Origin of the sequence: uncultured Meiothermus sp. (assembly GCF_937863175.1) — a bacterium.
GTDB lineage: Bacteria > Deinococcota > Deinococci > Deinococcales > Thermaceae > Meiothermus.
In genome coordinates, this window is record NZ_CALMCQ010000450.1 from 1 (window position 1) to 3,001 (window position 3,001).

Below are 3,001 nucleotides of genomic sequence, written 5' to 3' on the forward strand. Positions count from 1 at the left end.
ATGATCGCGGGCGGCCTCCTCAAGCAGCTGGTTTTGACGATCCCTCGCTTGCCACTCTGCCAAAAAAAAGTTCCACTGCATAACACCCTCCCTATAACCATCTATATCATCAACAATAGTTAGTATAACTCGACTTGACTAACTAGTCAAGTAGTGATAGACAGTTAGTATAGAGGGAAATGCGATGACAGAGAACGAACGTTTGAGAACCCACTACACCCTGAGAGAAGGGTGGTTATGTCTGGATTTTGCCAATACCAACGACTGGCACGCCAGTGCCCAGCCGGAGGAAAAACTCACCAGCTTTGCGGTATGGGTGGACTGGGGGCGGCAAAGAGGGGTTTTGAGCGGGCTCGAGGCCCAGTGGCTGACCCTCGAGGGTCAGGCCCATCCCGAACAGGCCGAGCAGGCCTTGCAACAGGCCACGGCGCTGCGCGAGGCTATCTTTGAGATTTTTTCGGCGGTGGTGCTGGGGCAGCCCAACCCCGAGGCCGCGCTCAGCCTGCTCAACCAGGTATGGGCCGAGAAACAACCTCATCTGATGGTGGTAACCAGCTCTAAGGGGTTTGCCTGGGAGTGGAGCGACAAACGCTCGTTGGACTGGATGCTGGGCCCTATTGCCCGCTCGGCCATGGAGCTGCTGACCTCAGCGGCCCTGGCTCGAGTGGGGCGTTGCCACGATGACCGGGGTTGCGGCTGGCTCTACCTCGACCAGACCCGCAACAAGAGCCGCCGCTGGTGCAGTATGGAAAGCTGTGGTAACCGGGCCAAGGTTCTGCAACACTATCGAAAACACAAAACTGCATGAAGGCTAACGCAAGAAGAACACCCCGTACACAATCCCCACCACGATGCGATAAATCGCGAAGGGCACAAAGCTGTTACGGCTTACATAGTCGAGCAACCAGCGCACCGTAAGGAAAGCCACCACAAAAGCAGTCACGAAGCCCACCGCGATCAGGGACCAGCTATCGGCCCGGAACTGATCCACATTGCGAAAAAGCGAGAAACCGGTGGCGGTAAGCATGGTCGGAACCGCCAGAATAAACGAGAACTCCGCCGCTGCCCGGCGCGACAGCCCTAAGGCCATGCCCCCCACGATGGTCGCCCCGCTGCGCGAAACCCCCGGCATCATGGCCACCGCCTGGAACAATCCAATCAGAACCGACTGACGAACGGGCATCTGGTTTACATCGTCGTAGCGCTTGTGCCGCTCGAGCCAGCGATCCACAAAGAGTAGCAACACCCCTACGCCAATCAGATTAATGACCACGATCAGGTCATTGCCCAGAAACACGTTCTCAATCACATCCGCCAGCAAAAACCCCAGAATGCCCGTGGGAATGAAGGCTACGATAATGCGCTTCCAGACCTCCATATCCTGCAAGAAGCGCTTGAAATACAGCGCCAGCACAGCCAGGATGGCCCCAAGCTGAATCACGATCACAAAACTTTTGATGAAGGGGTCGTTCTCAATATCCAGGCCCATCAGGTGGGCTGCCAGGGTCAGGTGGCCGGTGGAAGAGACCGGCAAAAACTCAGTCAGGCCCTCAATTACCCCCAGAATAAAAGCCTCAAAAATCGTCACGCCCATGAGGATACCATGCTTTATTCGCCCATGCGGTACGATTTCAGGCGTGAAGGTTTCGGTGCTGCTACCGGCAGCAGGCTATGGCGAACGAATTGGTCTGGGGCCAAAAGCCTTTATCCGGGTGGGAGGCAAGAGTCTGCTCGAGTGGGCAGTCGAGGGATTTGGCTGGGCCGACGAGATACTGGTAGCATTGCCGGCCGGCCGGGGGTTCGAGCTGCCGATCAAGACCGTGGTGGGTGGGACTACCCGTCAGAAGAGCGTCTTCAATCTGGTGCAGGCCGCCACCGGCGAGATCGTGCTGGTGCACGACGTGGCCCGGCCCTTTGTGGTGCGCTCGGCGGTAGAGCGTTTGCTGGGCGAGGTTCGACAGTCGGGCGCAGCCACCCTGGCGGTTTTTGTACCCGATACCCTGGTGCAAGCGCAGGAACATCAGTACGGGGAGGTTATACCCCGCGAGCATTACCGGCTGGTACAGACCCCCCAGGGCTTCCGACGAGAAGTGTTGTGGCAGGCCCACCTGAATGCGCAGGCCGGGGGTTTGGAGTTTACCGACGATGCCCAGCTGGTTCTGTCGCTGGGCCACCCAGTGGCGCTGGTAGAGGGGGATCGCCGGATGTTTAAGGTGACCTACCCTGAAGACCTGCTTTTGGCGGAAGGACTGGCGCGGGTATGGAACGCCTGGCCCCAGCCGAGGTGAACCTGGGCCTCTCGGTGCTGGGCCGCCGGGCGGACAGCTACCACGAGCTGCACACCATTTTTGCCGCACTGCAGGTGGGGGATCGTTTGCAAATCGAGGCCATTCCAGAAGGGGTGGAGTTGGAAGTGCGCGGCTCATCCTTACCTGCTAACCCCGATAACCTGGTCTACCTGGCTGCGGTAGCGTACCTGAACGCCCTAGGGTGGCGCGGAGGGGTGCGGGTGGTGCTGGAGAAAACCCTTCCGCTGGCCTCCGGCCTGGGTGGGGGTTCTTCCGATGCAGCGGCGGTGCTCAAGGCGTTGTCAAGGCTTTACCCGGCGCCCGTTGAACTGTCGGAACTGGCCCTGAAGCTTGGGGCAGATGTGCCTTTCTTCCTGGGTGCTGGTCTGGCCGAAGGACGGGGAGTAGGGGAGAGGCTGCGGCCCCTTCCGCCTTTGGAGGCCCATCTGGTGCTGGTGAACCCTGGCCTTGCGGTATCGGCGGCGGAGGCCTACCGTCGCCTCGAGCCCGAGATGTGGCAGCCGGAGCTGGATCTGCCGAGCATCCTGGCCGCGATTCGAGCGGGGGAAGAGCCCCCGTACTGGAATACCCTCGAGCAGCCAGTTTTTGGGATGGAACCGTTTCTGTCTGAGTTAAAACGTGAGCTGCGTCGTGCGGGGCTACGCGGGGTCTTGATGTCGGGTTCTGGCTCGACGCTGTTTGGCCTGGCCCGC

Annotated in this window: 4 protein-coding genes; 3 read left to right on the top strand and 1 reads right to left on the bottom strand. The window is 59.7% G+C overall.

Annotated features, from left to right (window positions below):
* Window positions 1-184: 184 nt before the first annotated feature.
* Window positions 185-808 carry an ABATE domain-containing protein gene (locus Q0288_RS16910; protein WP_299433213.1) on the top strand — a complete coding sequence of 208 codons (624 nt, stop codon included), beginning with the start codon at window positions 185-187 and terminating at the stop codon, window positions 806-808.
* A gap of 3 nt (window positions 809-811) precedes the next feature.
* Here Q0288_RS16910 and Q0288_RS16915 read toward each other — a convergent pair whose 3' ends face one another.
* Window positions 812-1,594 (bottom strand): undecaprenyl-diphosphate phosphatase, encoded by a 783-nt coding sequence (locus Q0288_RS16915; RefSeq protein ID WP_299433217.1) that lies wholly within the window; start codon window positions 1,592-1,594, stop codon window positions 812-814.
* A gap of 43 nt (window positions 1,595-1,637) precedes the next feature.
* On the opposite strand from Q0288_RS16915, the gene ispD reads away from it, so the two are divergent.
* Entirely contained in the window at window positions 1,638-2,288 is a 651-nt protein-coding gene (ispD, locus tag Q0288_RS16920; RefSeq protein WP_299433220.1) for a 2-C-methyl-D-erythritol 4-phosphate cytidylyltransferase, read from the top strand.
* On the top strand, window positions 2,261-3,001 hold a 741-nt coding region (gene ispE / locus Q0288_RS16925; RefSeq protein WP_299433223.1), incomplete at its 3' end, for a 4-(cytidine 5'-diphospho)-2-C-methyl-D-erythritol kinase. The genes ispD and ispE, both read left to right, overlap by 28 nt.

Bases quoted from the DNA above. Each gene is read 5' to 3' on its own strand.
- Q0288_RS16910 (WP_299433213.1), top strand. From the start codon at position 185: ATGACAGAGAACGAACGTTTGAGAACCCACTACACCCTGAGAGAAGGG.
- Q0288_RS16915 (WP_299433217.1), bottom strand. From the start codon at position 1,594: ATGGGCGTGACGATTTTTGAGGCTTTTATTCTGGGGGTAATTGAGGGC.